The organism is Ruegeria sp. G5 (genome assembly GCF_056533365.1).
Genome location: NZ_JBQFOK010000002.1, coordinates 1 through 24,581 on the forward strand (window position 1 = coordinate 1; position 24,581 = coordinate 24,581).

Annotated in this window: 28 protein-coding genes; 17 read left to right on the plus strand and 11 right to left on the minus strand. The window is 57.4% G+C overall.

Annotated elements, in window-relative coordinates; translation table 11 throughout:
• Positions 1–137, plus strand: a 137-nt coding sequence (locus ACR0BD_RS03050; protein WP_480829390.1) for an EF-Tu C-terminal domain-related protein, incomplete at its 5' end; no start/stop codon positions are given.
• Between the two features lie 103 nt (positions 138–240).
• On the opposite strand, the gene ACR0BD_RS03055 is transcribed toward ACR0BD_RS03050, so the two are convergent.
• Together ACR0BD_RS03055 and rpe are read right to left on the minus strand one after the other, a co-directional pair.
• Positions 241–795, minus strand: a complete 555-nt coding sequence (locus tag ACR0BD_RS03055) for a hypothetical protein (RefSeq protein WP_480828831.1) — start codon at positions 793–795, stop codon at positions 241–243.
• Positions 796–894: 99 nt separating this feature from the next.
• On the minus strand, positions 895–1,584 hold the full coding sequence (gene rpe, locus ACR0BD_RS03060) for a ribulose-phosphate 3-epimerase (protein WP_480828832.1): 690 nt from the start codon (positions 1,582–1,584) through the stop codon (positions 895–897).
• 164 nt (positions 1,585–1,748) lie between these two features.
• On the opposite strand from rpe, the gene phnC reads away from it, so the two are divergent.
• The 5 genes from phnC (at position 1,749) to ACR0BD_RS03085 (ending at position 6,473) form a co-directional block, all read left to right on the plus strand.
• Positions 1,749–2,570: a phosphonate ABC transporter ATP-binding protein gene (phnC, locus tag ACR0BD_RS03065; protein WP_480694940.1), complete on the plus strand. Its 822-nt coding sequence runs from the start codon at positions 1,749–1,751 to the stop codon at positions 2,568–2,570.
• Positions 2,571–2,634: 64 nt separating this feature from the next.
• Positions 2,635–3,537 carry a phosphonate ABC transporter substrate-binding protein gene (phnD, locus tag ACR0BD_RS03070; protein WP_480694938.1) on the plus strand — a complete coding sequence of 301 codons (903 nt, stop codon included), beginning with the start codon at positions 2,635–2,637 and terminating at the stop codon, positions 3,535–3,537.
• Positions 3,538–3,606: 69 nt separating this feature from the next.
• Positions 3,607–4,488 (plus strand): phosphonate ABC transporter, permease protein PhnE, encoded by an 882-nt coding sequence (phnE, locus tag ACR0BD_RS03075; RefSeq protein WP_480828833.1) that lies wholly within the window; start codon positions 3,607–3,609, stop codon positions 4,486–4,488.
• Complete coding sequence (gene phnE / locus ACR0BD_RS03080) at positions 4,485–5,840, plus strand: phosphonate ABC transporter, permease protein PhnE (RefSeq protein WP_480828834.1); 1,356 nt, start codon at positions 4,485–4,487, stop codon at positions 5,838–5,840. Before phnE (ACR0BD_RS03075) ends, phnE (ACR0BD_RS03080) begins: the two co-directional genes overlap by 4 nt.
• Positions 5,841–5,858: 18 nt before the next feature.
• Positions 5,859–6,473 carry an LbetaH domain-containing protein gene (locus ACR0BD_RS03085; protein WP_480828835.1) on the plus strand — a complete coding sequence of 205 codons (615 nt, stop codon included), beginning with the start codon at positions 5,859–5,861 and terminating at the stop codon, positions 6,471–6,473.
• A 163-nt stretch (positions 6,474–6,636) separates the two neighbouring features.
• On the opposite strand, the gene phnF is transcribed toward ACR0BD_RS03085, so the two are convergent.
• Positions 6,637–7,347 (minus strand): phosphonate metabolism transcriptional regulator PhnF, encoded by a 711-nt coding sequence (phnF, locus tag ACR0BD_RS03090; RefSeq protein WP_480828837.1) that lies wholly within the window; start codon positions 7,345–7,347, stop codon positions 6,637–6,639.
• Positions 7,348–7,450: 103 nt separating this feature from the next.
• On the opposite strand from phnF, the gene phnG reads away from it, so the two are divergent.
• From phnG to phnN, 9 genes are read left to right on the plus strand one after another with little or no spacing between them, the layout of a single operon-like run.
• Positions 7,451–7,909, plus strand: a complete 459-nt coding sequence (phnG, locus tag ACR0BD_RS03095; protein WP_480828838.1) for a phosphonate C-P lyase system protein PhnG — start codon at positions 7,451–7,453, stop codon at positions 7,907–7,909.
• A complete protein-coding gene (gene phnH / locus ACR0BD_RS03100; RefSeq protein ID WP_480828839.1) occupies positions 7,909–8,484 on the plus strand; it encodes a phosphonate C-P lyase system protein PhnH in 576 nt (191 codons plus the stop codon). The genes phnG and phnH overlap by 1 nt, the downstream gene beginning before the upstream one ends.
• 2 nt (positions 8,485–8,486) lie before the next feature.
• Positions 8,487–9,578, plus strand: coding sequence for a carbon-phosphorus lyase complex subunit (locus ACR0BD_RS03105; RefSeq protein WP_480828840.1), 1,092 nt, complete (start codon positions 8,487–8,489; stop codon positions 9,576–9,578).
• Positions 9,575–10,171, plus strand: a complete 597-nt coding sequence (locus tag ACR0BD_RS03110) for an HAD family hydrolase (RefSeq protein ID WP_480828841.1) — start codon at positions 9,575–9,577, stop codon at positions 10,169–10,171. Before ACR0BD_RS03105 ends, ACR0BD_RS03110 begins: the two co-directional genes overlap by 4 nt.
• Positions 10,168–11,028 (plus strand): alpha-D-ribose 1-methylphosphonate 5-phosphate C-P-lyase PhnJ, encoded by an 861-nt coding sequence (locus ACR0BD_RS03115; protein WP_480828842.1) that lies wholly within the window; start codon positions 10,168–10,170, stop codon positions 11,026–11,028. The genes ACR0BD_RS03110 and ACR0BD_RS03115 overlap by 4 nt, the downstream gene beginning before the upstream one ends.
• A complete protein-coding gene (locus tag ACR0BD_RS03120) occupies positions 11,025–11,429 on the plus strand; it encodes a VOC family protein (RefSeq protein WP_480828843.1) in 405 nt (134 codons plus the stop codon). Before ACR0BD_RS03115 ends, ACR0BD_RS03120 begins: the two co-directional genes overlap by 4 nt.
• 5 nt (positions 11,430–11,434) lie before the next feature.
• Positions 11,435–12,205 (plus strand): phosphonate C-P lyase system protein PhnK, encoded by a 771-nt coding sequence (gene phnK / locus ACR0BD_RS03125; protein ID WP_480694916.1) that lies wholly within the window; start codon positions 11,435–11,437, stop codon positions 12,203–12,205.
• Positions 12,206–12,214: 9 nt separating this feature from the next.
• Positions 12,215–12,898, plus strand: a complete 684-nt coding sequence (gene phnL, locus ACR0BD_RS03130; RefSeq protein ID WP_480828844.1) for a phosphonate C-P lyase system protein PhnL — start codon at positions 12,215–12,217, stop codon at positions 12,896–12,898.
• Positions 12,895–13,443 carry a phosphonate metabolism protein/1,5-bisphosphokinase (PRPP-forming) PhnN gene (phnN, locus tag ACR0BD_RS03135; RefSeq protein WP_480828845.1) on the plus strand — a complete coding sequence of 183 codons (549 nt, stop codon included), beginning with the start codon at positions 12,895–12,897 and terminating at the stop codon, positions 13,441–13,443. The genes phnL and phnN overlap by 4 nt, the downstream gene beginning before the upstream one ends.
• Here phnN and ACR0BD_RS03140 read toward each other — a convergent pair.
• Positions 13,425–14,108, minus strand: coding sequence for a DUF1045 domain-containing protein (locus ACR0BD_RS03140; RefSeq protein ID WP_480828847.1), 684 nt, complete (start codon positions 14,106–14,108; stop codon positions 13,425–13,427). The two genes, phnN and ACR0BD_RS03140, sit on opposite strands and share 19 nt — an antisense overlap.
• Before the next feature lie 52 nt (positions 14,109–14,160).
• On the opposite strand from ACR0BD_RS03140, the gene ACR0BD_RS03145 reads away from it, so the two are divergent.
• Positions 14,161–15,300 (plus strand): alpha-D-ribose 1-methylphosphonate 5-triphosphate diphosphatase, encoded by a 1,140-nt coding sequence (locus ACR0BD_RS03145; protein ID WP_480828849.1) that lies wholly within the window; start codon positions 14,161–14,163, stop codon positions 15,298–15,300.
• Here the strand turns inward: ACR0BD_RS03145 and ACR0BD_RS03150 are convergent, their stop codons facing one another.
• Genes ACR0BD_RS03150 through ACR0BD_RS03180 form a run of 7 tightly spaced genes read right to left on the minus strand, consistent with a single transcriptional unit; the run spans position 15,301 to position 21,798 of the window.
• On the minus strand, positions 15,301–15,777 hold the full coding sequence (locus tag ACR0BD_RS03150) for a class I SAM-dependent methyltransferase (protein ID WP_480828850.1): 477 nt from the start codon (positions 15,775–15,777) through the stop codon (positions 15,301–15,303).
• On the minus strand, positions 15,774–16,547 hold the full coding sequence (locus tag ACR0BD_RS03155; protein WP_480828851.1) for a polysaccharide deacetylase family protein: 774 nt from the start codon (positions 16,545–16,547) through the stop codon (positions 15,774–15,776). Before ACR0BD_RS03155 ends, ACR0BD_RS03150 begins: the two co-directional genes overlap by 4 nt.
• A complete protein-coding gene (locus tag ACR0BD_RS03160; protein ID WP_480828852.1) occupies positions 16,544–17,686 on the minus strand; it encodes a glycosyltransferase family protein in 1,143 nt (380 codons plus the stop codon). Before ACR0BD_RS03160 ends, ACR0BD_RS03155 begins: the two co-directional genes overlap by 4 nt.
• Entirely contained in the window at positions 17,683–18,267 is a 585-nt protein-coding gene (locus ACR0BD_RS03165; protein WP_480828853.1) for a histidine phosphatase family protein, read from the minus strand. The genes ACR0BD_RS03160 and ACR0BD_RS03165 overlap by 4 nt, the downstream gene beginning before the upstream one ends.
• Entirely contained in the window at positions 18,264–19,340 is a 1,077-nt protein-coding gene (locus tag ACR0BD_RS03170) for a glycosyltransferase family 4 protein (protein ID WP_480828854.1), read from the minus strand. Before ACR0BD_RS03170 ends, ACR0BD_RS03165 begins: the two co-directional genes overlap by 4 nt.
• Positions 19,340–20,587, minus strand: coding sequence for a glycosyltransferase family 4 protein (locus ACR0BD_RS03175; protein ID WP_480828855.1), 1,248 nt, complete (start codon positions 20,585–20,587; stop codon positions 19,340–19,342). Before ACR0BD_RS03175 ends, ACR0BD_RS03170 begins: the two co-directional genes overlap by 1 nt.
• Positions 20,584–21,798 (minus strand): glycosyltransferase family protein, encoded by a 1,215-nt coding sequence (locus ACR0BD_RS03180; protein ID WP_480828856.1) that lies wholly within the window; start codon positions 21,796–21,798, stop codon positions 20,584–20,586. The genes ACR0BD_RS03175 and ACR0BD_RS03180 overlap by 4 nt, the downstream gene beginning before the upstream one ends.
• 367 nt (positions 21,799–22,165) lie before the next feature.
• Here ACR0BD_RS03180 and ACR0BD_RS03185 point away from each other — a divergent pair, with 367 nt between their 5' ends.
• Positions 22,166–24,547, plus strand: a complete 2,382-nt coding sequence (locus ACR0BD_RS03185) for a mechanosensitive ion channel domain-containing protein (RefSeq protein WP_480828858.1) — start codon at positions 22,166–22,168, stop codon at positions 24,545–24,547.
• The last annotated feature ends 34 nt before the right edge of the window (positions 24,548–24,581 follow it).

Here is a 24,581-nt window from a genome sequence, read left to right on the forward strand (position 1 = left end):
TGGTCATGCCTGGCGACAACGTGTCGTTCGGCGTTGAGCTGATCGCACCGATCGCGATGGAAAACGGTCTGCGCTTCGCGATCCGCGAAGGTGGCCGCACCGTCGGCGCCGGCGTTGTGTCGAAAATCATCGAGTAATCGGTGACGGTGCTGAGATTATTCGTCGAATAATCTCGGACCCAACCGGTTGAACTAAAGAAGGCCGTCCCACTTGGGGCGGCCTTTTTATTTTTCACATTCTTCAGCTAAGGCTTTTCCAGAAAACAATTAATCGAATGGTGATCGGGAACGTGATCCAGAACAAAGCCGCTGCAGATAAAGCTGGCGCAAAAAGGACGATGATGATCATCCAACCAGGTGCTTGTATTAGGCCAAACCATGCTCCTGACAGCGCAAAAAACAGAAAGGTCAGGAGCAGCGCAAAACCCCCGATTTTCCTTGAACAGTTAGTGATTTCTTGTTGAGCTGCCGTTGTGGCGTGCCGTTTGAAGTAGAAAATTGCTGCCAGTGAGGCCCCGATTGCAAAGGGTAACAACAACAGTGAAATTTGAGCAATAGCCCCAATCACTCCAAAGCGACCGAAAGGTACCCCCCTAGGTATGCCCATTAAATCGTGGGAGAAGATAGAAATCAGATAAGATACCGCGATCCCGGGTATCAAAAATAGCCAAAACTGCCAGAATGATCTTGCCATTGTCTTCTCCAGCATTGAATGGCCATTCGTTTGAATATTGGTCATGTCGTCGCTTTGAGAAAAGGCAGGCAATACCCACTTGCCAAACCCGACCAACGCCAATAGCGCGCGGGTTCTCAACAAGAACGTCAAGGCGGCGTGAATCCCGCTTTTGGGGTTCGAAGAGGGTTGGCGATGCGCATTTTGCCTAGCGGCTTGCGCTCAAGACACCCCTGTCTCAGCCGCTACCCGCACAGCCTGGATGTTTTGGCCATAAACCTCAGGCTTATCCACTGATCCACCTTTGAATACCGCGGACCCGGCAACCAGCACATCCGCCCCCGCTGCCGCAACCAGCGGGGCTGTCGTTGGGTCAACACCACCATCGATTTCGATATGCACCGGGCGGTCGCCGATCATCTGTCGCAGCTTGCGGACCTTGTCGGTAAGGTCGATGAACTTCTGGCCTCCGAAACCGGGGTTCACGGTCATGACGCAGACAAGATCCGTAAGATCCAGCAAATGCTCGACCGCCTCGGCTGGGGTGCCAGGGTTAAGCGCAACGCCTGCTTTCATCCCTGCCGCTCGAATGGCTTGTAATGTGCGATGCGTATGTGGCCCGGCCTCGACATGCGCGGTCAGGATGTCGGCACCTGCGTCGGCGTACGCCTGAATGTACGGATCGACAGGAGTGATCATCAGATGCACGTCCATTACCGTCTTTACGTGCGGGCGGAAGGCTTTGACGGCAGGGGGGCCAAAGGTCAGGTTTGGTACAAAATGCCCGTCCATCACATCAACATGCACCCAATCGGCACCTTGCGCTTCGATCGCCTGAATCTCGGCGCCGAAATTGGCAAAGTCGGCGGACAGAATCGACGGAGCGATCTTGATGCTGCGGTCAAAGCTCATTGGGGGCCTCATGTCAGAAATCGAGTCGGCCCGCGTATACCTGCGATATGCGAGGTTGGGTAGGCCCCTTGGCGCTGTGGGCGTTTACAAAACTTTCACCGAACTTACACAAAGCCGTTGAAGATCGTCTTTAGCTGACCCCCAACATGAATTGGGGGTGGCTCGTGCTGCACATCAAGAAACTGACCAAGCGTTTTGGTGACAACGTCGCTGTGGACACTGCGACGCTGGAAATAGACAAGCCCGGGATGATCGGGATCATCGGACGCTCTGGTGCAGGTAAATCGACCTTGCTTCGGATGATCAACCGCCTGACCGACGCCAGTGAAGGTGAGATCAATTTTGAAGGTCGTGACGTAACCAAGCTGAAGGGTCGCGACAAGCGCGCCTGGCAGGCGGACTGCGCGATGATTTTCCAGCAGTTCAACCTGGTGCCCCGCATGGATGTGGTCTCGAACGTTTTGCATGGCACGCTGAACCGCCATTCCACGTTGGCCACCATGTTCAACCTGTTTCCGATGGACGAGATTCACCGCGCCATCGATATTCTAGATCGCCTGGGCATTGCAGAACACGCCCCTAAACGCGCCGAGGCGCTGTCGGGTGGACAACAGCAACGCGTAGCCATTGCGCGCGCGCTGATGCAGGACCCCAGCATCATTCTGGCGGATGAACCCATCGCCTCGCTTGACCCGATGAACGCGCAAGTTGTCATGCAAGCCCTGCGCCGTATCCACGAAGAAGACGGCCGCACTGTCATTGCCAATTTGCACACACTGGACACCGCCCGCCGCTATTGCGACCGCGTTGTGGGAATGCGCGACGGGCGCATCGTGTTTGATGGCCTGCCCGAGCAACTGACAACCGGTGTCGCCCGCGAAATTTATGGCGCTGATGCAAGTTTCTCGGAAGAGGCAACCTCGACCGAGATCGAAACGCTCGACGCAACCCAAAAAGCCCTGATGGAAGCAGAAGCGACCATCTAAACCACCCACCCCTTTCATCGACCGGCCGATGAAAGGCCGGCATATCAAACCGGAGAGACTCGAGATGAAAAAACTGATTGCTGCCCTGGTGGCCACAACTGCAATGGCCACACCGGCCCTGGCTGCGGATATCAACGAATTCCGCATCGGCATTTTGGGCGGCGAGAACGCTCAGGACCGTTTGAACAACAACGAGTGCCTGCGCGAATACACCGAAGAAACACTGGGCGTTGAAACCAAACTGTTCGCGCCTGCCGACTATGACGGCGTGATTCAGGGCCTGCTGGGCGGCACCATCGACATGGCATGGTTGGGTGCCTCGGGCTACGCCAAGACCTATCTGTCTGACCCAGAAGCCGTCGAACCGGTGCTGGTCAAGGTGAACCTGGACGGTGGTTACGGCTACTATTCGATCGGTTTCGCGCGCAAGGACAGCGGCATCACCTCGCTGGAAGATATGAAGGACAAGACCTTTGGTTTTGGTGATCCGAACTCGACCTCGGGCTATCTGATCCCTTCGATCGAAATCCCTGCAGCCACCGGCGCGACCATGGATTCGGGCGACTACTTTGGCGAAGTGAAATTCACCGGCGGCCATGAGCAAACCATCGTAGCGGTCAACAACGGTGACGTTGATGGCGGCGTAACATGGGCCGACGGTCTGGGCGATTGGGAAGACGGTTTCAACTCGGGCGCACTGCGCCGCGCGGTTGACGCAGGTCTGGTCGACATGAACGACATGGTCATGATCTGGCAGTCCAAGCCGATCCCGGAAGGCCCGGTTGTTCTGCGCCAAGCTCTGCCAGCAGATGTGAAAGAAAAGATGACCGCTCTGATGGCTGGTCTGGCTGAGAAAGACCGCGAGTGCTTTTACGGCGTAGCCGCGGGTGAAGCGAAGGCGTTCGAGCCGATCACCCACGAAGCCTACGAAGTCATCATCGAAGCACGCAAGCTGAAGTCTAACTAAGCCTGCACATCCCCAAGATCGGGGTCCGGTGTCGAAACCGGGCCCCGTTTTTCCACTCAGGAGCATTCCATGACAGACCTGACCGCAGGGTCCCCCAGCGTCGACCAGATCCGGGTCGACTATACCGAGATGACACGACGCAAGCGGGTCTATGGTGGTATCCTTCTGATCGTATTCGTGGCCCTCATGGCCGCCGGTTTCCAAACAGCTGACGATCGCAACGCCGGTAGCTTCATTGATGGCTGGCACCGCATTTTTGACTATCCGGCCGAAGTTTTGTCCGAGGCGTGGGAAAAAATCGACGCTCTGCCCGCCAATCTGGTCAAGTTCTTCCCCGCACTGATCGAAACGATCAACATTGCGGCCGCTTCGACGCTGCTTGGTACCATCGCTGGGACCTTTCTGGCGCTTATGTCGACGCGTGGTATGGCGCTTTGGCCATCGCTGATCCCGCTGTTTCGCCGCATCGCCGATGTGTGCCGCGCAATCCCCGAAATCGTGATTGCCTTGGTTCTGATCTTTGTACTGGGCGGCGGCCCGGTGCCTGCGATGATCGCTATCGCCATCCATACGGCGGGTGCGCTGGGTAAGCTGTTCTCGGAAGTGAACGAGAACGCCTCGTTGAAACCCGTCGAAGGGTTGCACTCGGTGGGCGCGAACTGGTCGCAAAGGATGTATCTGGGGGTCATCCCGCAGGTCGGTCCGAACTATGTCAGCTATGCTTTGTTGCGGTTCGAAATCAATATTCGCGCGTCGGCCATTCTGGGTTTTGTCGGTGCGGGCGGGCTTGGCTATGAACTGCGCAATTCGATGTCCTGGGGGCAGGGGCGCTACGACGAAGCCGCTGCGATCTTTCTTCTGCTGTTTGTCACCATCGTTGTTGTTGACCAAATTTCGGGGCTGCTGCGCGATCGCCTGACCCACGGATCCGAGAAAGGAGCGCGGGCATGAGCACCTTCGCCACAAATCTCAGCATTGACGAGCTTAAGGCTGAAGCCGGAAGTCTTTTCAATCGCAAGCGGCTACTTAACTTCGGCCTTCCCGGAGTAGTTCTTGCCTACCTGATTTACGTTTTCTTCGCGTTCGATGTGCCCGGACTGGCCGAGCGTGCAAATTGGGAAAACGGCAAGACGCTGGTTGCGGACAGCTACAGCTATAAGACCCATGTCGAACGCGATAACCGCAATGGCGAAGTTTCGGTCGCCATCGAGGGTGAGCGCAAGGGTGCCTATCCAGACGGTGAAGCCCCGGATTGGGTTACTCTGGGTGAGACAACGGTGATTGATCTGGAAGACGGTCACGTCGTGCGCTTTGGTCCAGAGACCGTTGAATATGACATTCCCGGCTACGGAACCGTTCGCGCCACGCCGACCCGTTCTGCAGGGGTTCAGGCAGAGCTGCCATCGTCTGAGGTGCCAGAGTGGATCAATGTTTCAAAAAACCGGATGGCGATTACCACGGATGCGGGCCGATTGACGGTAACCCGCAACCGGTCTGAGGTGTTCCGCTATTTCAACGGCTGGGAATTGTTCTGGTTCACACTGGACAGCCCCTACTATGGCAAGTCCTTCCCGCAGTTGGTCGGGCTGGCTGCCTCGGGTGAAGCGGGCGCGATCTTCAACGATTTCTGGACGAACAAGATGTGGCGGCACCAGGATGTGGCGTGGGCAATTTTTGAGACCATCCTCATGGCCTTTCTGGGAACGCTTGGGGCGGGTATGATTGCGCTTCCGCTCGCTTTTTTGGCGACGCGCAATTTCAACCCGCTAAAGTCGGTGCGGTTTCTGACACGTCGCGTGTTCGACTTTGTTCGGGGCGTTGATGCCTTGATCTGGACGGTCGTTCTGGCCCGAGCATTCGGTCCAGGCCCTTTGACCGGAGCGCTGGCCATTCTGGTTACTGATACGGGAACTTTTGGCAAAATCTTCTCGGAAGCTTTGGAAAACGTCGATCAAAAACAGATCGAAGGGGTGCAGTCCACAGGTGCGAATGCGCCTCAGCGCTACCGCTTTGGCGTTATTCCCCAAGTAACGCCGGTTCTGTTGAGCCAGCTGTTGTACTTCCTCGAGTCCAACACCCGCAGCGCGACGGTTATTGGTGCCATCACGGGTGGCGGTATCGGGCTTTTGCTGACTCAGGCGATTATTACCCAAAAGGATTGGGAAGAGGTCGCCTATTACATCGTCCTCATCATCCTGATGGTGATGTTGATGGATTGGTTCTCGGGTTGGCTGCGGCGGCGCCTGATTCAGGGTGAAGTCAAACCTAAACGGACGAAGGCCAAGGCCGTTAAAGCGGCCTGAGGTATCCTGAGTAAACACATGGCAAGACTTCAAGCGGATCAGCCGTTTCTGCATCCCGACTGCGCAATCTCTAACAGTGTGTTTGGTGCCTATGTCGAGATTGGCGCAGGAACTCGCGTGGCAAACTCAACGTTCGGGGATTATTCCTATTGTGATCGCACCTGCGACATTGCGAATGCGCGGATTGGCAAGTTTGCCAATATCGCCAGTTTTACACGGGTCGGCGCCACAGATCATCCGATGGAAAAAGCATCGCTGCACCACTTTCTGTACCGGTCTGCGGATTATTGGGACGGAGAGGCAGACGATGCAGATTGGTTTGCGCACCGGGCCAGCCGTACAACCGAGATTGGGCACGATACCTGGATCGGCCACGCGGCTATCATCAAGCCCGAGGTGACGATCGGACACGGGGCAGTTGTCGCGTCCGGGGCGATCGTAACAAAGGACGTGGCGCCTTATACGATTGTTGCAGGTGTCACGGCAGAACCGATCAGACCGCGATACCCCGCTGGCGTGGCAGAGCGTATGATGACCCTGGCTTGGTGGGATTGGGACAACGCGAGACTGCGTGCCGCTTTGCCTGATTTCCGGTCATTGTCTGCAGAAGCGTTCCTTGAAAAATACGAATAAGGTTTTTTATCCGACAACGTGGTTCTCCCGCGCCCGCGTGCGCCTCGGCAAAGCCGAAACGCACTTGCGGCCTTGGGCATAGCGCCGCGCTTTGCGCGGCGCTATGCCCAACGGGATGAGGCCTCTGTAAAGAGGTCGAAGACGGGCGGGAGGACCGCTGCGTTCAATCCTTGTCCAAGGTCAAAGTGACGCGTTCACCGGCAAAATAGGTCCGGCCGTACTCGACCGGTATATCGTTTACATCGGCGTTGACACCCACTGAATGTAACACTGGCGCCCCTTCTTGTAGACGCAGATGCAGCGCTTGAGTTGGGGTCGCCGCTCGTGCAGTCAGACGGGTCGATATACGTACGTAATCTGATACACCGCAAAGCTGCAGCGCTTTGGTGACGGACTGGGTGTCCGAAAGCGCCGTCAGAATGTTCGGCAGGCGCTCTGCGGGAAAAACGCTTTGAAACAAGGCGATTGGTTGCCCGTCTGCAAGGGACAATCCGTCATATACATGGACAGAATCCCCAGCGTTGAGGCCTAAAGCCTCGGCTTCAGCCAGATCCGCGGCGCGCGTGGTCAGCGTCAGGATTTTCTTGCCCGGAATTTTCCCGCTGGCGGAAATACTCTTGTGATACCGAACACGTTTTCCGATCGGGTAGTCCGTTGGCCGCGCTGCTACGAAAACACCCGCGCCGCGCCGGGCGTGAACAAGACCTTGCTCGGATAAGTCTGATAACGCCCTGCGCACAGTATGGCGGTTTACCCCATGTTTTGCTGCCAATTGCGCTTCGGTCGGAAGGCGGTCGCCGGTGTCAAAGCGCCCTTCGGCGATGTCGGCGGTCAGGCTCAGGGCGATGCTTTTCCAGACGGGTGTTTTGCTCATGTCATTAAATCTTCACACGCTAGCGGATTGCAGAGGGCGGGGTAGAGGTGTAATATTTGTCTAGTTGTATAGTTCAAGTAGACAACCCGGCCAAGAGGCTTTCATGGAAGATTTTGACAAACCAGTCGATGTTGCCCGTCAGAAGCGGATGGGCTTACTGGCCCGCGCGCCCGAAGAAGCCCTTATGGCGCTTTGGGGTCAAACGGGCGTTCATCCAGCGTATGAATGGCTGCGCGCCCCTGAAGTTGGCGGTGTGATGGTCCGGGGGCGGGCGGGAGCGGTTGGCGCTCCGTTCAATCTTGGGGAAATGACTGTTACGCGCTGTTCGTTGGTGTTGAAGGACGGAACGGTTGGCCATGGCTACGTGCAGGGGCGATCAAAGCCCAAGGCCGAGGTGGCGGCTTTGGTAGATGCTCTGATGCAGACCGACGCGGCCGAGGCCATCGACACGCAGGTGGTCCAACCCTTGGTGCAGCAGATGACGGCCACACAGACCAGCCGTGCGGCCAAAGCTGCCGCCACGAAAGTGGAGTTCTTCACATTGGTACGCGGAGAAGATTGATGAACGCACAACAGCAGTTCTCAGGCGGGTTTTCAAACGCCCCGATCGACGCAGCTCATGCGTTTCGGGCGGCCATGACAGTTATGGCGCGACCGGGTGAAATCAGGCAGCTTGCTGGTGCACGCCCGCCGGAGCCTTTGTCCGTGGCGGCCGGGACTTTACTGCTGACACTGTGTGATCCCGAAACAAGCGTCTACTTGGCGGGTGCGGCGGATACGGCGGATGTACGTCAGTGGCTGACCTTCCATACCGGCGCACCGATCGTTGATGCGACCCGTGCGGATTTTGCGCTGGGTACATGGCAGGCTTTAGGCGGCTTGGCACCGTTTCGCACTGGCACGCCTGAATACCCGGATCGCTCGGCGACACTGATCGTCGAATGTGACGCGCTTGCTCCGCAAGGCGCGACGTTGCGGGGGCCCGGCATCAAGGACACATCGCAGCTCTCTTTGCCAGATGTCTCAGCTTTGCAGGCGAATGCGTCGCTCTACCCGTTGGGTTGCGACTTCTTTTTTACCTGCGGGGACAAGGTCGCAGCCCTGCCGCGCAGCACTCAAATCTCTACGGAGGCCTGAACATGTATGTAGCTGTAAAAGGCGGTGAAAAGGCCATCGAAAACGCGCATTCCTGGCTGGCCGAGGAACGCCGCGGGCCAACTGACATTGCAGAGCTAAGTATCGCGCAGATCCGCACGCAGTTGAGTCTTGCGGTCAATCGGGTGATGGCCGAGGGGTCTTTGTTTGACCCCGACCTTGCAGCGCTTGCCATCAAGCAGGCACGGGGGGATCTGATCGAAGCAATTTTCCTGGTGCGGGCATACCGCACGACCTTGCCTAGGTTTGGCTACACGAACCCGGTTGAAACGGGCCAAATGGCCTGTGATCGCCGCATCTCGGCGACATTCAAAGATGCGCCGGGTGGGCAGGTGCTGGGGCCGACCTTTGACTATACGCATCGTCTGCTGGACTTCAAACTGGCCGCAGAAGGCGGCGAGGCGACCGCTCCCGAAGGCCCGCCTCGCATGGAGCCGACGCCGCATATAACTGAATTTCTCAAGGGCGAAGATATCATTCAGGAGGAACCGGCCAGTGACGCTGTTCCGGGTGACCTGACGCGTGAACCGATGCAGTTTCCTTCGAACCGTCCTTTGCGACTGCAGTCGCTGACGCGCGGGGATGAAGGTTTTGTGCTGGGCATGGCCTACTCCACCCAACGCGGGTACGCGCGCAACCACGCATTCGTGGGCGAGTTGCGGATCGGCAAAGTTCCTGTCGAAATGGATATCCCTGAACTCGGCTTCGCGATCGAAATCGGAGAGGTTGAGCTGACGGAATGCGAGACCGTCAACCAATTCCAAGGATCAAAGACCGAACCGCCGCAATTCACCCGCGGGTACGGGCTGGTTTTTGGTCAATCTGAACGCAAGTCCATTGCAATGGCACTGGTTGATCGCGCGCTTCGGTGGGAAGAGTTGGGCGAAGACAATGTCGGTGCGCCGGCGCAGGACGAAGAATTCGTCCTGAGCCACGCCGACAATATTCAGGCGACTGGGTTCTTGGAACACATCAAGCTGCCCCACTACGTGGATTTCCAGTCGGAATTGGAGCTGGTCCGAAAACTCCGCCGCGAAGCCCAAGAACGGATCACACCGAAGGAGGCTGCGGAATGAAGGCCGTTGTTTTCGATATCGGTGGGGTCCTGATCGACTGGCAGCCCCATCTGGCCTGGATCGATGCTCTGGGCTCGGAAGAGGCCGTTCACGCCTTTCTGGAACGCACCGATTTCCGGGCCAAGAATGCGCGTGGCGACAACGGAGAGCGCTTCGCGGACCTCGCCAAGGAACTGGATGATCCGCAGGATCAAGAGCTTTTTGCTTCGTATGTCGAACGCTACACCCGGACAGTGGAAAACCCGATACACGGAACATGGGATGTTCTGGATCGCCTGATGGCGCAGGGGACACCGGTTCATGCGATCACCAACTGGTCGGCAGAGACATGGCCCGAGGGGCTGAAGGTACACCCACGCTTGGGTGAAGTGTTCGGAACCCTGGTGGTTTCCGGTCAGGAAGGGGTGATGAAGCCCGACGCCCGGATTTTCCGAATGCTCTGTGACCGCGCAGGACACGCGCCAGAAGACTGCATCTTTATCGACGACGGGCTGCACAATGTCGAAGGCGCGCGGGCTGTCGGGATGGAAGGCATCCACTTTACCACACCGCAAGCGCTTGAGGCGGATTTGACGGAGCGAGGCGTGTTATGAGCGAATACAACTTTGCCTATCTGGACGAACAAACCAAACGGATGATCCGGCGGGCGATCCTGAAGGGCCTTGCCGTTCCGGGATATCAGGTCCCCTTTGCCAGCCGAGAGATGCCGATGCCTTATGGCTGGGGAACCGGCGGGGTACAGGTTTCGGCGGCAACGCTGACACCCGATGACAGGTTCAAAGTCATTGATCAGGGTGCCGATGACACCACCAATGCAGTTTCCATTCGCAAATTCTTTGAAAACACGGCGGGCGTTGAGACGACGGAAGAGACCGAGAAGGCGACCGTGATCCAAACCCGCCATCGTATCCCCGAAGCAAAGCTGCGCGAAGATCAGATTCTCGTCTATCAGGTGCCCATCCCGGAACCGTTACGCTTTCTTGAACCGCGCGAGACTGAGACGCGCAAGATGCACAGTCTGGAAGAATACGGGCTGATGCACGTAAAGCTGTATGAGGATATCAGCCAGCACGGGGCGATTTCGACCTCTTATTCATATCCAGTGATGGTGTCGGACCGCTACGTGATGGATCCGTCCCCAATCCCGAAATTCGATAACCCCAAGCTTGAGATGGACGCGATCCAGTTGTTCGGCGCCGGGCGTGAGCAGCGCATCTATGCAGTGCCTCCCCATACCAAGGTCGTGTCGTTGGATTTCGAAGATTATCCTTTTGAAGCCTCAAAGGCTGACCACCCATGCGATCTATGCGGGGCGGAAGACAGCTATTTGGACGAGGTCATCATGGATGACGCAGGAAACCGGATGTTTGTCTGCTCGGACACGGATTATTGCCGGTCTCGCCGTGAGGCCGGGCACCAAGGACGTTTGGCCAAGGAGGATGCGGCATGATGCGTGAGCACGTTTTGGGAATTGATCATCTGGGCCTGACGGTTGCTGACCTTGAGGCCACCAAAACCTTTTTCGTCGATGCCTTGGGCTGGGACGTGGTGGGTGGTCGGCCCGAATACCCATCAGCCTTTATCAGCAACGGCTCGGCAGTTCTGACGCTATGGCAGCAGAAAGGCGACGATCAGCGTGGCTTTGATCGGCACGCGAATGTGGGGCTGCACCATGTCGCCTTCAAAATCCCGTCGCGAGAGTCGCTGGATACCGTGTTCGACGCGATTAAGGACCGGCCCGGCGTTCAGGTGGAATTCGCGCCCGAGCCGTCCGGCGCAGGGCCCAAGATACATTTCATGATCCGCGAACCCGGCGGCAACCGGATCGAATTTGCCTATGACCCGAGGTAAGTGACATGACGCCGTTATTAAGTGTGAAGGACATCCGGAAAACCTACGGGGCCCGTATCGGGTGTGCGGATGTCAGTTTCGATCTCTACCCGGGTGAGGTGATGGGGATCGTGGGTGAAAGCGGATCAGGCAAGTCGACATTGCTGAATTGTCTGGCTGGTCATCTGGTTCCAGATCATGGGCAGGTCGTTTTTGATACGCGCGCGGATGGTCCGGTGGATACCGTTACCATGTCCGAGCCAGAGCGGCGGATGCTGGGCCGCACCGACTGGGCCTTTGTGCACCAACACGCCCGGGACGGCCTGCGCATGTCAGTCAGCGCGGGTGGGAACATTGGTGAGCGTCTGATGGCGGTAGGTGATCGCCATTATGGTCAGATCCGGGAACGTGCGGTCGATTGGCTTGGCCGTGTCGAGATTGACGAAAGCCGGGTGGACGATCGCCCGACGGCCTTTTCCGGTGGGATGCAACAACGTCTGCAAATTGCGCGCAACCTTGTGACTGGCCCCCGGCTGGTCTTCATGGATGAGCCCACGGGTGGGTTGGATGTGTCTGTTCAGGCCCGTTTGCTGGATCTGTTGCGGGGTTTGGTCCGCGAGATGGGGCTGAGCGCCATTATCGTCACTCATGACTTGGCCGTTGTCCGCCTGTTGGCGGATCGCCTGATGGTGATGAAGGACGGGCAGGTGGTTGAAACTGGTTTGACCGATCAGGTGCTGGATGATCCGCAACATGCATATACGCAGTTGCTGGTCTCGAGTGTGCTGCAGGTTTGAGAGGGCGACATGATCGAATTACAAGGCGTCAGCAAAAGTTTTACCCTTCACAATCAAGGCAGTGCAGTCATTCCCGTCATGGAGGGCGCGACCCTGAAGGTGTCCGCAGGGGAATGCGTTGCGTTGACCGGTGCTTCGGGCGCGGGCAAATCGACCTTGATGCGTGTGATCTACGGCAACTATCTGGCTGCGTCAGGTCAGGTGCTGGTCGGTGGTCTTGACGTCGCTCGGGCCCAGCCGCGCGAAATCCTCGCTTTGCGGCGCGATACGCTGGGATATGTCAGTCAGTTCCTGAGGGTCGTGCCGCGCGTGCCAACGCTTGAAGTCGTGGCCGAGCCTTTGTTGGCTGTTGGATGTGACAAGCAAGCCGCATTGGACAAGGCTGCCGGACTGCTTGCACGTCTGAACATTCCAGAACGCCTGTGGTCCCTTAGCCCCACGACCTTTTCCGGTGGTGAGCAACAACGGGTCAACATAGCCCGCGGCTTTGCACATGATTATCCTGCGATGTTGCTGGATGAACCAACCGCATCTTTGGATGCGCAAAACCGCGAAACCGTTTTGTCGCTGATCGAAGAGGCCAAGGCGCGTGGTGCTGCCATTGTAGGTATTTTCCACGACATAGACGCGCGCAACCGGGTGTGCGATCGCGAAATCGACGTGTCCGGTTTTACCCCCAAGGCCGCCGCATGACCCTAGCACCCGTCATAGCGGTTGTTGGTCCATCAGGTGTTGGCAAGGACAGCGTTATGGAAGCGCTTGACGCGACCGCTCCGGGTATACGTCGCGTACGTCGTGTGATTACCCGACCACCCGGTGAAGACGGCGAGGATTTCGACCGTGTATCTGCGGCCGAGTTCCAGCTGATGGTGGCCAATAGTGCCTTTGCACTGCATTGGTCGGCGCATGGGTTGTTGTACGGCGTCCCGCGCGAGATTGAAGCAGATCGTCAAGAGGCGGATGCTGTACTGGCCAACCTGTCCCGATCGGTTTTGTTGCAAGCACAAGCAGTATTCAAAGACCTGATCGTGATCTCTCTGACCGCTGATCCAGAGGTTCTTGCGCAGCGTTTGTGCAATCGCGACCGCGAAAACGCGGCAGAGCAGGCCCGACGCCTTGCGCGTGCATCGGCCCCCTTGCCCGAAGGTTTGGACCGTGTGATCGAGATAGACAACTCTGGTCCACTGACGCAAACGATCGACGCAATCCTGTCGCAGCTTCAACCTGAGAGGGCGTAGCGTTGGATCAGGTGGAACATACCATCCTCGGCCTCGCCCATAAGGGCCAAGTCGTTGATCTGAAAGGGCGCGGGCAACAACGGTGCCAACTCTGCTTCGAGCGTGGATTGAACCTTGGCCAGCGTTTCTTTGTCCAAGCGACCGCTGAGTGTGATGTGAAAGCGAAAGGCGTCCATCACGTAAGGATAGCCCCATTGAACAAGATTGGCGTCCTGCATGGCGTTCAGCCCCGCTGCCCGGCGCCGTTCCAGTTCGTCATCAGACGGGGGCTTGCGAAAGCTATCCAGATCGCGAACACAAGCCGCGGCCAGCGCATTCAGTTCAGTGGCATCTCCGACGGGGCGAAGGGCCAAAAACCGACCAAGCCGCGCAATTTCCAGCCCATCCAGCGTCACGGCAGGGCGCGCATGGGCAAGCTTGGCGCAAGCGTTCTGCAGGTCGGCAACTGTATTCCCCTCAGTCAGACGAAAGGGCGGCTTCATCGTTGCATGCAGGCCGTATTTACGCGGCACTGCGGTGACGGCAGCAAGGTCTATGCCATTCGCAGGTGGATGTTCCACCTCTCTCCCCGCTGCCATGTCCCAGCCCAGCCAGCGGGTTCCGAACTCAGTCCATTTGGCCCCGGCTGGGGGCGCAAAGTAAATCGCGTATCGCGTGAATGTCACATTGGCCTCCTAAGTGTGGCCTTCCCAATAGCTCAAACCGTGTGAAGTTCAGATGACAGAAGAAATGATCCTTGCCAATGCGACGCTGGTGCTTCCGAATGAAACGGTAACCGGCAGTGTGCGGATTGTCGGTGAAACGATTGCCGATGTTGCGACCGGCTGTGGTGTTCCGGCAGGCGCAGTGGATTGTCAGGGCGATTACGTGTGCCCCGGGCTGGTCGAACTGCACACTGACAATCTGGAACGTCACATCCAGCCACGTCCCAAGGTCGATTGGCCCCATGCCGCGGCTATCCTGGCCCACGATGCAGAATTGGCCAGCACTGGCATTACAACAGTTTTCGACGCCATGCGCATCGGGTCGATCCCAAGCGGGCAGCGTTACCAAAAATATGCGCGTGATTTGTCCCGCGAGCTTTGGCAGCTGCGGGAACAGGACGCGCTCAAGATCAGCCACTTCCTACACCTTCGGGCCGAGGTCTGTTCGGAAACGCTTGTTGAGGAGCTGGACGAATTCGATGCCGAGGATCGCGTCGGCCTTGTTTCTATCATGGACCACACTCCAGGGCAGCGGCAGTTTCGGGATATGACCCAGCTAGAGGCCTATATGAAGGGCAAGCACGGGATGAACGATGACGATTTTCTGCAGCACGTGGCGCACCTGAAATGTCTGCGTGACCGCCACGGCGACAAGCATGAGACCGAAACTGTCAAGGCGGCAAACCGGTTCGGCGCCATGCTGGCCAGCCATGATGACACAACGCGGGAACAGGTGTGCACTTCAGCGGGCCATGGGATTAAGCTGGCGGAATTTCCGACGACGGTCGAGGCTGCGCGCGCCTGTCACGATCATGGGATCAAGGTGATGATGGGCGCCCCAAATGTGATCCGAGGTGGGTCTCATTCCGGAAACGTCGCCGCGCGCGATCTGGCCGAGTTGGGCCATCTCGATATTCTGTCGTCCGACTATGTTCCCGCAGCGCTGCTGTTGTCGGCAACGCGCCTGGGTGACATGTGGGGTGACATGGCCCGAGGTCTGAAAACTGTGACGCTGACCCCGGCGCGGGTTGTCGGGCTTGATGACCGCGGCGAATTGCGCCCCGGTGCCCGTGCCGACGTGATCCGTTTTCGTATGCGTGAGGGGGCCCCGGCCTTGAACGGTGTCTGGTCGCGTGGGCAGCGGGTTTCCTGATCAGGATCTGTAGAACAGATAGCGATCCGGCGCGATGGTGTCGGGTCCTTTGATCTGCTGAAATCCAACCAGAGGTTGGCCAGAAATCAAAAGCCCCCCGGGCAGCATGACATCCGCAATGAACGGGCTTAGGCGCGCGGCTTCTGCAACGTCCTCTTCCTTGATGCCGCGTCCGAAATCATAGTGGGCCATTGCAATTCTTGGTCCGCCTTCGGCCAGTTTCTGTAACATGGGTTCGGCTTCACCTTGCAAGAAATCCTCGGCGGGCGGAGTGCTGGATGGGTGGCATTGTAGGACCCTGTCCATCACCCAGATGCGCCGGTCGGGCAGGATTTCCCTCAGGTGGTCATAGGTTCTGCCGTTGCCTAAACCCATGTCCAGAGCATCCCCGTCTTGCTCCGAAATCTGGTCGACCGCCCAGTTCAGCCCATCACGTTGAGCGGTCAGGCGGCGCAGCATGGAATCCAATCGGCTCATTCGGGTCTCCGTGTGTTTTCGTAGTCAGGCGCGGTCCAGACAGTTCCGGGACCGTCCAGAAGGCGTTTTATTAGATCTTGGGTGAAGGACCATATGTCCTCGTTATGTACAAGGTGGTGCGTCAGAATTCCGAAAGGTTCCGAGTTATCGCTTTGGTTCGCGCGTCGGGCGCGCAGAAGATCAACGGTCGTCGCAATCAGTTTGTCTGGCTGCACCAGCCCACGCGTCCCGCGCCAATCAATCGGATCCACATGCGTGTTGACCTGCAGCAATCCTGCAGCAGGTTGAGCCGTCTCGCGCGGAGCTGCCGTCGACATCATTCGGAACCCAAGCGAATGCAAATTTGTGACCACATCAGGCGAAATGCGGTTCCAAGGCGGCACAAACATGGGAAACAGACGTGAACCAAATTTGTCCGTCAGCCGCTCCAACCCAGCCTGCGCATCGCCAAGGATCTCCCGCATCGGGCGATGCAGGCGGAATTCCGATTTCTTTTCATCTGGCGGCGCATGGTTTTGGTGCGCCCAGCCATGCACAACCGGGATCAACGACTTGGTGCTGCCGACGACCGATACCAACCCGTCCTCACAGTCCCTTGGAACGATTGCCAGATGTACGGGAAGGTGCACATCCTCCGACAGCGCCGTAAGGCGCTCCAGTTCAGGTGTCACAGATATCGCGTCGTCGTCGCGCCACCACACCGGTAGGGAAAGACCTAGGCGCTGCCAGACGTCAAGCTCGGCGGTAAGGGGGCTCCAGTCCAGGTTCATGTGCGCCCCTCAGATAATAAGGTCGCTATTTCAACCGATTTCGCGGCGCCATCGAAACCCGATGAAAACTCGGATCTGGGCGGAGAGGATAGCACTCGGTTCACGGCCTGCGCCAAGGACGCGCCGTTCAAAGCCTGACTGCTCAGCACCTCAATCCCATTCAGATGAGACAAGCTGCGCGCACGCAGGGTCTGTTCGACCTCGTTGCCGTCGTCAAAGGGGATAAAGACCGTGGGTGTCCCCGCCTGCAGAATATCCAATGCGGTGTTATATCCGCACATACTGATAGAAGCTGCCGCATGATTAAGCATCTGACGGAAATCCGGCCTCACGGGTTCAATTGTCACGAGGGCGTCGCCCACAAGGGTTTGCAGTTCGGCTATGCGGTTCGGCGCGTCCTGCCCGCCGACCAACAGGCGCCAGCGCCTGTTGGGCATCTTGTGGGCGGCCTCGATGGCCGCGCGAAAGATCGGCTGCCCCACGGATCCGCCGCCTGCACTGACAAGGATCTCATCCTGTCCTGCGGCCTTGGGGTGCGGGTTCGCTGCTTTGGGTGCCACGAAACCAGTGTAAAACAAGCGTTTCTGCATGGGTTCAGTGACCGGCCAGCTGATCTCCAGTGGCACGATGTTCTGATCCGAATGCACTAAAACACCGTCATATTGCTGCAGCACAATTTGTTCTGTGCGTTCTGCCTTGGATGGCTTCGAAGGCGGGGCCAGAATATCTCTGACTGACGCAAGGATGACAGGCCGTATCGGCAAAGCCTGCGCAGCGTTCAAAGCGGCATCAAACTCAGAGGCCAGGGAGCGACGCCCAAATGGATAAAGCTCAGTGATTACCACATCGGGCGCAAAAGACCTCACCGCCTCGACAAGCGCTGTGCGGCGCGCATCATAATACGTATCGTCTGCCACATCGTCGGATTGGTCGAGCAGCCGAGTAAAATTGGTGCCGTCCGATCGCAAAGGCGGTAATCCCAAAAGGGTCATGCTGCGGCTGTCAAGCTGAGGGGCCGGCATCCCGCCTGAGACAACCAGAACGTCGTGATCTTTCTGCGCAAAGGCCCGACCCAATGTAAGGGCGCGGCTCAGATGTCCTGTACCCAACAAGTGGGTAACAATGATCATCACTTTCATGTTCGGGGCTCCGCTCGGATCAGGCGCACCGGTTCAGGTTCAGCGCGCATTGCCTGTGTGTCGACAATATACAAACGGTTGCGTTTGATTTTGAAGGGGGCAGGGCCGTCAAAGTTCCATCCCCATGCACGCGCCAGAATAACCCGCATGATCCCGATATGACAGACTGCGACGGTGTCTGCCGTCAGGGTATCAACCCAAGGGCGCACACGCGCCCAAAGCTCGGCTGGGCTTTCCCCACCGGGGGGGCGAAAATCCCAGGTCCAGTCCTCGATGTGCCGGTATCCGCTGTCTGGGTCTGCGATCAGATCGACGCCGCGCAGACCTTCCCATTCCCCCCAGTTCATTTCGATTAATGCTTCATGTGTGGCGGGCGGCTGACCGGTGACCAGCAACGCCGTTTCCTGCGCACGCCTGAGCGGGCTGGAAACGATCTGCGCCTTATCCCAAGTTTCGGGCAACTGGTAACCGGCCAGATCTTGCCGTGCCTCGTCATCCAATGGGATATCGCTGCGCCCTTGTATGCGACCCGCACGGTTCCAATGCGTATGGCCGTGGCGGAGCAGGGCGAGACGTGTCATGCTTGCCCCTCTGTCAACGGGCGGACCACTTGCCAAAACCGGTCTGTGGCGGCTGGGCTGAGATGCCGCGACCGGATCCGGTCGCGCGCTTTGGCTCCAGTTGCCAGTCGAAGGGATTGGTCACTTAAGAACTCACTTAGCCGGGCTGCCAGCTCTTCAGGGCCAGCGTCAACGGATGGATACTGTGCAGGCAGCAGCACATCTCGGACACCCGGACGGTCTTGTGCAACAACCGGCACACCGGCTGCCTGCGCCTCAAGATAAATCATCCCATATGCCTCATTCACACCTGGCCAGACCAATAGCGACGCGTTCTGGTAATGGGTTTGCAAGGTTTCCCGATCCAACAAACCCAGGAACCGAACTTTCGACCCGAAAGGTGCCATCAAAGCCTCTACGTCAGGTCTGGCGGGGCCATCCCCGGCAATGTCCAATGACCAAGGCTGCTCTAACAACCGCAGCGTTTGCGCCAGAATCTCATACGAGGCCATTTTGTCGCCGTGACGCATCATCCCAACCGTCAACATAGGGCCATCGCAGGATGATGCTACGGGCAGACGTGCAATCGGCAAAAATGGTGGTAACTCGACCAGTCGCTGATCGCCAAATCGTTCCCGTTCCAATGTGATTAGATCGTTTGCTGTGTGATAAAAGATCACCTGCGCGGCATCGCACGCATGATGCGCGGCCTGTGCGAAATCGGCCCAAGGGCCGGTCAGCCGACTGGTTGCGCGGGTGCTTTCCAATTGCACGTAGGGTATCCCCCGGGCATGGCAGACGTGCGGCCCCAAAAGGTCAGGAGCCTTGTAATAGTTGTGATAGGTAACCCAAAGGGCCGTGTCTTCGGGCAGTGTTTTGATCAACCGCTGTGCCTCGGCATTCGCCTCGGACCGCAATTTGCTTTGCAGTTGCTGATCACCGGTTTTGTCAAAGCTGCGCAGGTGCGAGACAAGCTCGACCTCATCCCCTTGGGCGCTAATGGCTTTCATAAGGTTACGCGCCATTTCCCGATCACCCGAGGGGACAGGGCTGTTCGGAGATTTCATTGGTGCGTAAAATGCGATCCGGGCCATCAGTCCCTGTCCGCCCCCAATGCGGCAAGGCGTTTGGACAGGACGGCGACCCCTGGGTCCATCCGAAACTCTGCCAATAGCCTTTCATAGGCTTTGGTGGACATATCTGCTGTTGCCACCGGGTTGTTCGCCAGTTGGGTGATTGCCGCAGCAAGCGCAGATGGTTCGTCTTCGGTCAGGGTTCCGTGCAGTCCGGTCTGGATGAACTCGGGGATCGCCGAGACGGGTGTCGACAGGATGGGCAGCATTTGAGAGGCAGCTTCCATCAAAACATTCGGTAATCCGTCGCGATCCCCATCCGTCGCGATACGACTGGGTAAAACGAAGAGGTCGGCGTCGCGCATTGCTGCGATGACCTCGGGCTGGTCACAGGCTCCTTTCCACGAAATCCGGTCTTCCACACCAGCCGCCTTAGCCTGTTGCTGCAGGGTATCGCCCAAATCGCCACCGCCGATATGAGTCCATCGCCAATCGAGCGTCTTGGGGAGGACAGCAAACGCGTCGATCAGGCGATCAAACCCTTTCTTTTCGACCAACCGCCCAACAGACAGCATGTGAAATGGGTCGCCCGCAGACCTCAACGGGCGATTGGGCGGAGATGGAAAGCGATCCAAGTCCAACCCATGATAGATCAATTCAACCCGTTCGGGATGATCCGCAAGGCCGCGCAGGTGCTCAGCTCCGATGGCGGTGCAGGTCGCGCCGAAAGCAGCGCCATAGGTGTCGCCCCGCAGCTTTTCGGTTTTTTCCCAGTCAGGAGACGTCCAGATATCCTTGGCATGGGCTGAAAAGCTCCATGGCAGGCCTCGCATAATAGCAGCGTACCTGGCGACCGAAGACGGTGTATGCATGAAATGGGCGTACATAACCCGGGTGCCCGGCGGCAACTCAGCCGCCAAGACGCAAGCCTGACCAAATCGCCGAATTCGATTATGCGATGGATCGCGCCGCAAGTCTTTGCGCCAGACCTCGTACGCTTTGGCGTAACCGGGCAAAGCCTGCGCAATCTGACGCGCGGACCAAATCCGCTCGGGTTCTTGGTACAGATATTCAGGTAAATAATGAACGTGACCATTGAAGCGGTCATGCAACGGATGGCGTTTCACATCCGTCGGGTGACGCAACGACCAGATATCAAAGCGATGGCCTGCATCCTGCAATGCAACCAATTCCTGCGCGATGAACGTCTCGGACAGGCGCGGCCACCCTTTGACCAGCACCGCAAGTTTCGGCTGTGTCGAACTCATCCGGTGGCCCGCTCCGGTTCCCCGGTCAGCAGGGCGTCAACGCGGTCGGTGACATAGTCCAGCCCGTCCAAAAGCCCGTCGTCGATGGCTTGCGAGGGCAGGGCTTGTTGGGGAAGGGCACGGATCGCCTGTATCATTGACTCTGCGGTCAGACCGTCGCGGCTTTCGTCCAACATGCGCACAAGGCCCAACTCTTCGGCGCGCGATGCCCGAATCCATTGTTCAAGCCGCGGTGTTGTACGCGGGACAATCACTGCGCGTTTGTCAAAGGATAGGACTTCGCAGAACGTGTTGTATCCGCCCATACACACTACGCCTGCAGCGCCTGCGAAAAGTGTTTCGATCTCAGATTCGAAGCCCACCGCAGTTACACGCCCGTTCAATGCCGCAACACGCGTTTCGAAGTCATCGCGCAACTCACCAGACAGGAAGGGGCCATAAACCAGCACGGCCCGTGGCGATAGTGTCGGGTCTTGCTCGTAAGCAGACAAAACCAGATTAACCATGGCCTTGCCGTCGCCACCACCGCCCGGTGTGATCAGGATATAGGGCTGTTCTGGGGGTTCATTGACCGGTCCAAGATCGCGGCGCAGGTAGCCTGTCCAATGGATACGGGCCTGCGCGGACGCGTTCAGAGGCAGTCCGCTTGTCGGGTCGTAGATCGAGCGCAGCCCATAGACCCAGATTTCATCATAATATTTTTCGGTGGCGCTTATGGCTTCTTTCCGGTCCCACTCGGCGGCCAGAACCTCGGGTTCGTCAAGCACGTCGCGCAAGCCGAGTACCATCTTGGCGCGTTTGCTCTGATAAAGCGCTTCGAGGGTTGGCAGTAGCTCACCGCGAAAACCGGTGGGCTCTTTGTCAACGATCAAAACGTCAGGATCAAACTGCTCGACCGCGGTGTGAATAAGACCAGCGCGCAGTTCGGTCACCTCTTCGATACCCATACCCATTGTTTGCGAGGCATAGGATCCATCTGGGCGTTTTGTTACCCCGGGCAGGCGGACATGATCCACACGCCGTGGAAAGGTAAACCGTCCCGCAACGGGCGAGCCTGTCAGGATCAAGGCCGAGGCCGAGGGATCTGCCTGCGTAATAGCTGCGGCAAGAGCCCGAGACCTGCGCAAATGGCCTAGTCCGAATGTATCGTGGCTGTAGAACAGAATGCGGGGTGCACGTCCGGTCTTGTTATTTTGTAGTCCTGGGCTCATTTCGTCGCCGTCTTAGTGTCTTGGTGCTATTCCGCGCGCCTGCACCACTATCGCATATGTTTCTTGGCTGCTTGCAAAAACTGCGGCCCTGATCCGCGAAAAACGACAAACATAGCCAATTGGCTACACCCTACAGAAATCTTTGCTGGCTTGCCCCGACTTACATCAAACGCTGGCTACGACCGAGCTGCGCTTGCTCTCACTACTGTCATATTCAGTTTTTGTCGTGTTGAAAACACTCGATGCGGCTTCAGTGCGCCAAGAACACGCCATACCGGGATAACACCCGGCAGCCCGTTGATGATTTGAACACGGGTATGTGGTTCTGTAATGTGCGGCGCAAACGTCGAATTGGATAGAAACCCTAATGAAACTTAGACTTGTTGCTATTTTCGCCCTTCTAGGCTGGGCGATGCTATTGCAGTTTCCAACAGGGGTTTTCGCTCAGACCTCGCTTATTCCGGGATATACCACGGGGGCAGATACCAGTTCGGATAGTTCCGAGGAAGGTGATCTTGCGGCTGCAATTCGCTCCGCAACTGAAGCCGGGGCGAGTGTGATCGTCATCGACAGCGCCGGTCAGATCGTATCATCGGGTGGAACAGCAGCAGGGGCCCAGGACGCTGGCCCACAAGACCCAATGGCGCAGGGGTCGCAGCTGATGAAAGCGCAAGAGCGGTTCTCGAAATTCAGGGCGTCGATGGAATCGCGGCTTGAGGCGCTGCCTTATTCAATATTCGAGGTCCAGTATGTTCTGCGCCAAACCAGTCCGGACGGTCGGATACAGACCTATGTCGAGGTTTTGTTCTGGAACATCCTTTTCCTTTTGATCGGGCGCTGGTTGTCGATTGAAATCTACGGCAAGCGACTGGCCAAAGGGATCGTGGTGGCGCGGTCAAAGGAAAACCCGCAAGGATATCGCGAGAAGATGCCCTTCCTTGTTTTCCGGTTTCTTATGGGTATCGGGGCTACGATCTTTGCGATGCTGATGGCGTTGATCGTTGGGTTCCTGTTTTTCGGCGAGGCCGAGGACCTTTCGATCCAATTCACGGTCACCGCAATTTTCACGGCGTTTTTCCTGTCGCGAACCGTGTCCGACCTGTGGCGCATGGTGTTGTCGCCTTATCTCAGCCAATACCGTCTGCCACCGTTTTCCGACAGAGATGCGAAACGGCTGTATATATGGGCATCTGCTTTGGCGACCTATGATATTTCGGTTGTTTTGTTTGCGACCTGGGTCGCGGATTTTGGCCTGAACTATAACGTCTACGCGCTGGTTTACGGCGGGCTGACCATGTTTGGCGCGCTGGGCAATGTGTTGATGATCTTATTCAACGCACGTGCGATTTCGCATGCCATCCGGGGTGGGCGCGCAAAGGATCAGGTTTCATGGATCTCGCGTTTTATATCGTTGGCATGGGCGCCCGTTCTCATTGTCTACATGGTATTCAGCTGGCTTAAACTGGCTGTGGATCTGGTCTTGGAAAACCAAAACTCGATCCCATTGGTTGCCAGCAGCTATGCGATTTTCATGTCTGTCGTTATTGCCTATGGCGCGATGAACTACCTGTTGGAAAGGTACTTTGATCGCAACCGGCAGATGGAAGACCTGAACGCGGACGGGGACACCGTCGCGGAAGTCGTTGAGGAAGAGGTGATTGAAACACCTCTGGCCGAAAAGCGGAAACACGCGATTCTAACCTATGAAGATCTGGCGCGACGGGTCGCAGGTATCCTGGCATTTGTTGTTGGGTTGTATGCGCTGGTCGTGATTTGGAACCCGGAGGCAAGCTGGAGCGAGGACCTGCCGATCGAACGCGCGCTGGACGTGATGGTGATCTTGTTCATCGGGTATATCCTGTTTCACTTTTTCCGCATCTGGATCGATACGAAAATCGCCGAAGAAGAAGACGATGGTGGAGCCGCAGCTGAGCTTGGCGACGAAGGTGGTGAAGGCGGTCAGAGCCGGTTGGCGACGTTGCTACCGCTTTTCAGAGGCGCGATTTTGGCCGTGGTGGTTGTCACCATTGTGTTGATTGTTTTGATGGAGCTTGGGATCAATGTCAGCCCGCTGTTTGCGGGTGCTGGTGTTGTTGGGCTTGCCGTGGGCTTTGGTTCGCAAACCCTTGTGCGCGACATCTTCTCGGGCGCCTTCTTCCTGATGGATGACGCTTTCCGAAAGGGAGAGTATATCGACATCGGCGACGTCAAAGGAACGGTCGAGAAAATCTCGGTCAGGTCGTTCCAGTTGAGACACCATCTTGGCGCTTTGAACACGATTCCTTTTGGCGAGATCAAAGTGCTGACCAATTACTCTCGGGACTGGGTCATCATGAAACTGCCTTTGCGGGTGACCTACGACACCGACGTTGAAAAGGTGCGGAAGCTGATCAAGAAGCTGGGACAGGAATTGCTGAACGATCCGGTCATTGGCGATAATTTCATCCAACCTCTCAAGTCGCAAGGCGTAATCGAGATGCAGGATTCGGCCATGATCATCCGGGTCAAATTCATGACCAAGCCGGGCGATCAATGGCTGGTGCGCAAGAAGGTCTATCAGGATATACGCGAGCTCTTTGCACGCGAGGGCATTCGCTTTGCGCATCGCGAGGTTACGGTTCGTCTGGCGGACGACAAAGAGGCTGAAGACTTGACGCCCAAACAGCGCGAGGCGGTGACCGGCGCGGTACAGGCCGCAATCGACGAAGATTATCTGGATGATATCGGCCCCAGCGGGGATGACAGGTAAGGCACCCTCCCGCCACCTTGAACAGTGTCTCTGA

Bases quoted from the DNA above. Each gene is read 5' to 3' on its own strand.
- rpe (WP_480828832.1), bottom strand. From the start codon at position 1,584: ATGAGCTTTGACCGCAGCATCAAGATCGCTCCGTCGATTCTGTCCGCC.
- phnD (WP_480694938.1), top strand. From the start codon at position 2,635: ATGAAAAAACTGATTGCTGCCCTGGTGGCCACAACTGCAATGGCCACA.
- phnE (WP_480828833.1), top strand. From the start codon at position 3,607: ATGACAGACCTGACCGCAGGGTCCCCCAGCGTCGACCAGATCCGGGTC.
- phnE (WP_480828834.1), top strand. From the start codon at position 4,485: ATGAGCACCTTCGCCACAAATCTCAGCATTGACGAGCTTAAGGCTGAA.
- ACR0BD_RS03085 (WP_480828835.1), top strand. From the start codon at position 5,859: ATGGCAAGACTTCAAGCGGATCAGCCGTTTCTGCATCCCGACTGCGCA.
- phnF (WP_480828837.1), bottom strand. From the start codon at position 7,347: ATGAGCAAAACACCCGTCTGGAAAAGCATCGCCCTGAGCCTGACCGCC.
- phnG (WP_480828838.1), top strand. From the start codon at position 7,451: ATGGAAGATTTTGACAAACCAGTCGATGTTGCCCGTCAGAAGCGGATG.
- phnH (WP_480828839.1), top strand. From the start codon at position 7,909: ATGAACGCACAACAGCAGTTCTCAGGCGGGTTTTCAAACGCCCCGATC.
- ACR0BD_RS03105 (WP_480828840.1), top strand. From the start codon at position 8,487: ATGTATGTAGCTGTAAAAGGCGGTGAAAAGGCCATCGAAAACGCGCAT.
- ACR0BD_RS03110 (WP_480828841.1), top strand. From the start codon at position 9,575: ATGAAGGCCGTTGTTTTCGATATCGGTGGGGTCCTGATCGACTGGCAG.
- ACR0BD_RS03115 (WP_480828842.1), top strand. From the start codon at position 10,168: ATGAGCGAATACAACTTTGCCTATCTGGACGAACAAACCAAACGGATG.
- ACR0BD_RS03120 (WP_480828843.1), top strand. From the start codon at position 11,025: ATGATGCGTGAGCACGTTTTGGGAATTGATCATCTGGGCCTGACGGTT.
- phnK (WP_480694916.1), top strand. From the start codon at position 11,435: ATGACGCCGTTATTAAGTGTGAAGGACATCCGGAAAACCTACGGGGCC.
- phnL (WP_480828844.1), top strand. From the start codon at position 12,215: ATGATCGAATTACAAGGCGTCAGCAAAAGTTTTACCCTTCACAATCAA.
- phnN (WP_480828845.1), top strand. From the start codon at position 12,895: ATGACCCTAGCACCCGTCATAGCGGTTGTTGGTCCATCAGGTGTTGGC.
- ACR0BD_RS03145 (WP_480828849.1), top strand. From the start codon at position 14,161: ATGACAGAAGAAATGATCCTTGCCAATGCGACGCTGGTGCTTCCGAAT.
- ACR0BD_RS03150 (WP_480828850.1), bottom strand. From the start codon at position 15,777: ATGAGCCGATTGGATTCCATGCTGCGCCGCCTGACCGCTCAACGTGAT.
- ACR0BD_RS03155 (WP_480828851.1), bottom strand. From the start codon at position 16,547: ATGAACCTGGACTGGAGCCCCCTTACCGCCGAGCTTGACGTCTGGCAG.
- ACR0BD_RS03160 (WP_480828852.1), bottom strand. From the start codon at position 17,686: ATGAAAGTGATGATCATTGTTACCCACTTGTTGGGTACAGGACATCTG.
- ACR0BD_RS03165 (WP_480828853.1), bottom strand. From the start codon at position 18,267: ATGACACGTCTCGCCCTGCTCCGCCACGGCCATACGCATTGGAACCGT.
- ACR0BD_RS03170 (WP_480828854.1), bottom strand. From the start codon at position 19,340: ATGGCCCGGATCGCATTTTACGCACCAATGAAATCTCCGAACAGCCCT.
- ACR0BD_RS03175 (WP_480828855.1), bottom strand. From the start codon at position 20,587: ATGAGTTCGACACAGCCGAAACTTGCGGTGCTGGTCAAAGGGTGGCCG.
- ACR0BD_RS03180 (WP_480828856.1), bottom strand. From the start codon at position 21,798: ATGAGCCCAGGACTACAAAATAACAAGACCGGACGTGCACCCCGCATT.
- ACR0BD_RS03185 (WP_480828858.1), top strand. From the start codon at position 22,166: ATGAAACTTAGACTTGTTGCTATTTTCGCCCTTCTAGGCTGGGCGATG.